This is a genomic window from Pseudomonas sp., from assembly GCF_049645325.1.
In the GTDB taxonomy this organism is placed as follows: domain Bacteria; phylum Pseudomonadota; class Gammaproteobacteria; order Pseudomonadales; family Pseudomonadaceae; genus Aquipseudomonas.
In genome coordinates, this window is record NZ_JBARTQ010000539.1 from 1 (window position 1) to 3,665 (window position 3,665).

The 3,665-nt window shown below is 62.6% G+C and carries 3 protein-coding genes; 1 reads left to right on the forward strand and 2 read right to left on the reverse strand.

Features of this window, described 5'->3' with window-relative positions:
- The first annotated feature begins 43 nt into the window (after window positions 1–43).
- Entirely contained in the window at window positions 44–1,876 is a 1,833-nt protein-coding gene (locus tag WBB95_RS22695; protein WP_424489612.1) for a sigma-54-dependent Fis family transcriptional regulator, read from the forward strand.
- A 1-nt stretch (window position 1,877) separates the two neighbouring features.
- Here WBB95_RS22695 and WBB95_RS22700 read toward each other — a convergent pair whose 3' ends face one another.
- Both WBB95_RS22700 and WBB95_RS22705 read right to left on the reverse strand, forming a co-directional pair.
- On the reverse strand, window positions 1,878–2,810 hold the full coding sequence (locus tag WBB95_RS22700; protein WP_424489613.1) for a FecR family protein: 933 nt from the start codon (window positions 2,808–2,810) through the stop codon (window positions 1,878–1,880).
- Entirely contained in the window at window positions 2,807–3,349 is a 543-nt protein-coding gene (locus WBB95_RS22705) for a sigma-70 family RNA polymerase sigma factor (RefSeq protein WP_424489614.1), read from the reverse strand. The genes WBB95_RS22700 and WBB95_RS22705 overlap by 4 nt, the downstream gene beginning before the upstream one ends.
- Window positions 3,350–3,665: the final 316 nt, after the last annotated feature.

Sequence of the window (3,665 nt, forward strand, 5' to 3'; positions counted from 1 at the left end):
GCTGAATTGTGCAAGACCCCATAACAATAAAAAGAAGGTCAACATGGCCGAACCCTTGGCTCACGACACCCTTATCCAGGAATCCTGGCGCCGTTGCCGCGCCTTCGGCCTGGACCATCAAAGCGCCCCCAGCTTTGACCAATTGCCCGCCGAGGGCATCAGCCAATTGCTGGAAAGCCAGCATTCCCTGGTGCAAACCACCCATCAGGAAGTCCTGCCCTATTACGAAAACATCCTCAGCAACTCCAACTGCCTGATCATGCTGGCCGACAACCGGGGCCAGGTCCTGACCTCATGGGGCACCCAGCGGTTTATCGAGCCCAAACTGGCCCGTGGCTTCAACCCCGGCGCCAGCTGGATGGAGCGCTCCAGCGGCACCAACGCCATCGGCACCGCGCTGGCCTGTGCCCAGGCGGTGCACATCGAGCATGACGAGCATTTCCTCAAGGCCAACCGTTTCATGACCGGCTCGGCGGCGCCGATTTTCGATGCCCAGCGCGAAATCATCGCGGTGCTGGATGTGTCCAGCGACAGCTACCTGCCGCCCTCCCACACCCTGGGCATGGTCAAGATGATGAGCCAGACCGTGGAAAACCGGTTGATCCTCAACCTGTTTCGCGGCGAGCATTTCCAACTGACCTTCAACACCGGCCTGAACAACCTCGACAGCCAATGGGCGGGCCTGCTGATCTTTGATGAAAGCGGCCAGGTGCTGTCGGCCAACCGGCGCGCCGACAATTTGCTCGGCATCAGCCTGTCGCGGGTACTGGTCGACAGTTTGTTCAAGGTGTCGTTGTTGGAGCTGCTGAACCAGCCGGAAGGGTTGCCGTTTTCCCTGCAGGCGGCGGGCCGCAATCGGTTCCAGTGCGTGTTGAAGCGGCCGAAGAAAATCCCCGTGCAGGCGCGCGTGTTCAATGAACCCAAGCCCAGCGAACCCGCCTCGCCAAAGTCGGCCGCGATTGGCCTCAATACCCTGCATTTTGGCGACGTTCGCGTGGAAAAAGCCGTGCGTCAGGCCGAGCGTCTGCTGGAGAAGGACATTCCGCTGCTGATCCACGGCGAGACCGGCGTGGGCAAAGAGGTGTTCGTCAAAGCCCTGCACCAGGCCAGCTCGCGCAGCAAGCAGGCATTTATCGCAGTGAACTGTGCGGCGATTCCGGCCGAGCTGGTGGAATCGGAGCTGTTTGGCTACGAAAAAGGCGCGTTCACCGGCGCGAACCAGAAAGGCAGCATCGGCCTGATCCGCAAGGCCGACAAAGGCACGCTGTTTCTCGACGAGATCGGTGATATGCCCCTGCCGACCCAGGCCCGCCTGCTGCGGGTATTGCAGGAGCGCTGCGTGCAACCGGTGGGCAGCAGCGAACTGTTCCCGGTGGATTTGCGGATCATCTCCGCCACCAACCGCACCTTGCGCGAATGGGTGCAGGCCGGGCGCTTTCGTGAGGACTTGTACTACCGCATCGGCGGCCTGACCCTGGAGTTGCCGCCGCTGCGCGAGCGCACCGACAAGCAGGCGCTGTTCCAGCAACTGTGGCAACAGCACCGCGAGCCCACCCAATGGGCCGGACTCAGTGCCGAGGTGTTGGCGTTATTCGAGCAACACCCGTGGCCGGGCAATTTGCGTCAGGTCAGCAGTGTATTGCAGGTGGCGCTGGCAATGGCCGAGGAACAGCCGATACGCCCGGAGCACCTGCCGGATGATTTTTTCGTGGATTTAAAGGGCGCACCGCCGATACCCGCCAGCGAGTCTTTCGACGATGACAGCGACCTGACGCAGCGCCTGAAGGCCGCGGGCGGAAATATTTCCCACCTGGCGCGGGAGCTCGGGGTGAGCCGCAATACCCTCTACAAGCGCCTGCGCCAGCACGACAGCTGACTCAGCGCGGCTTGATCACTACCAGCAGGTCGGTGAAGTATTCCACCCGGATCGGCAGGTTATCCGCCAGTGCCGAGAGCGCTGCCGCCGTGTCGTCCAGCTTGAATACGCCGGACACGCGCAGGTTTTGCAGGGCCTGGGGGTCAAAGCGCACCAGCCCGTGGCGGTAACTGGCGAGGGTTTGCAACACATCGCTCAAGGGCTGGTCGTTGACCTTGAGCAGACCACGGGTCCAGGCATCCGGGTCGGAATTGCCAATGGCTTGCGGCGCTTGGGCGCGACCATGGTCGAGGACCGAACGTTGGCCGGCCATGACCTTGACCCCATCGTTTGCGGCTCCTTTGACCGCCACGCTGGACTCAATCACCGTCACTACCGTCGTACCATCTCCTGCGCGCTTGACCAGGTAACGCGTGCCCAACGCGGTGGCCGTGCCTTGATCGGTGCGCACCACAAATGGCCGTTGCGCGTCCTTGGCCACCTCCACCCACAGCTCGCCTTGCAGCAGTTCGATGACTCGCTGGTGGCCGTCGAACTTCACGTCCACCGCCGAGTTGCTGTTGAGTTGCAACTGGCTGCCGTCTTCGAGGGCGATCTGACGGCGTTCGCCAACGCCGGTGCGCTGGTCGGCCATCCACACGGGCAGGTGCTGCAACCCCAGCCAGCCGCACAGCACGATACCGAGCACACCCAGCCCCTGTGCGCTGCGCGAGCGTTGCGGGGCAAATGCACGATTGAGGGCGATGCGCGTCGGCTGTGCGGGCAAGGTGTCGAAATGGCCCCACAAGGCGCGCATGCGCTCGATGGCCACGGCGTGGCGCGGGTCGGCCTCGCACCAGGTGTTGAAGGCGTGACGTTCCGTATCGCTGACGTCTTCGTCGTGCAACCGCGTCAGCCAATTTGCGGCTTGCTGGATGATCTGTTCGGAACTCACGGCAACGGGTCCGCCGCATGCAGGCTGTGGTAGCAGTGCACCAGGGCGGTGGAAATGTAGTTTTTGACGGTGCTGGAAGACACGTCCAGGCGCGTGGCGATTTCGCTGTAGGTGAGGCCGTCAAGGCGGCTTAACAGGAAGGCTTCTCGGGTTTTCGCGGGCAAGCCGGCGAGCATCTCGGCGATGCGCTCCAGGGCTTGCAGCGCCACATGAATCGCGGCCGGGTCGGGCATGCCAGCGTCTTCGCACTGGATCAGCAAGGCTTCCATGTAGGCTTTTTCGATGCGTCGACGACGGGCGCCGTCTATCAGCAACCGCCCTGCCGTCGTTGCCAGGAAGGCGCGGGGTTCCTTGATATTTTGCGGCTCGGCGAGCATCAGCACGCGCAGGAATGCGTCGTGGGCGAGGTCGGCGGCGTATTGAGAGCAACCGAGTTTTTTGCGCAGCCAGCCGTGCAACCAGCCGTGGTGCTCGCTGTACATTGCCGTGAGGGTCTGCTGACGGGCGCAATCGCCCGGCGCGGCCGGAATGTCATGCATGCGCAAAGTTTTCTCAAATGGGAAATGTTACCAATTGCGCGAACAATGCCAGTAAATGAGGGTGGGGGCAAGGGGGCCCCTGGGGCAGTGGCCTGGGGACTGGAGTACATATCCGTTATTGGGGTTATGGCGGCTATGGGTTCCGCTTTTACAGCGGGTCACTTTCGAAAAGCGCGAAAGTAACCAAAGCGCTCTTGCCCCTCCACTCGGCACCTCGCCTCCGGCTCGGTGTGCCCTCACTCCGGCTTGAATCCGTGGGCCGCCGTGACGGGCCATCCATGGCCCAACACGGCTAACCCGGCGTCCTGCCGGGTTA

Coding starts and splice junctions, on each gene's coding strand:
- WBB95_RS22695 (WP_424489612.1), top strand. CDS start 44: ATGGCCGAACCCTTGGCTCACGACACCCTTATCCAGGAATCCTGGCGC.
- WBB95_RS22705 (WP_424489614.1), bottom strand. CDS start 3,349: ATGCATGACATTCCGGCCGCGCCGGGCGATTGCGCCCGTCAGCAGACC.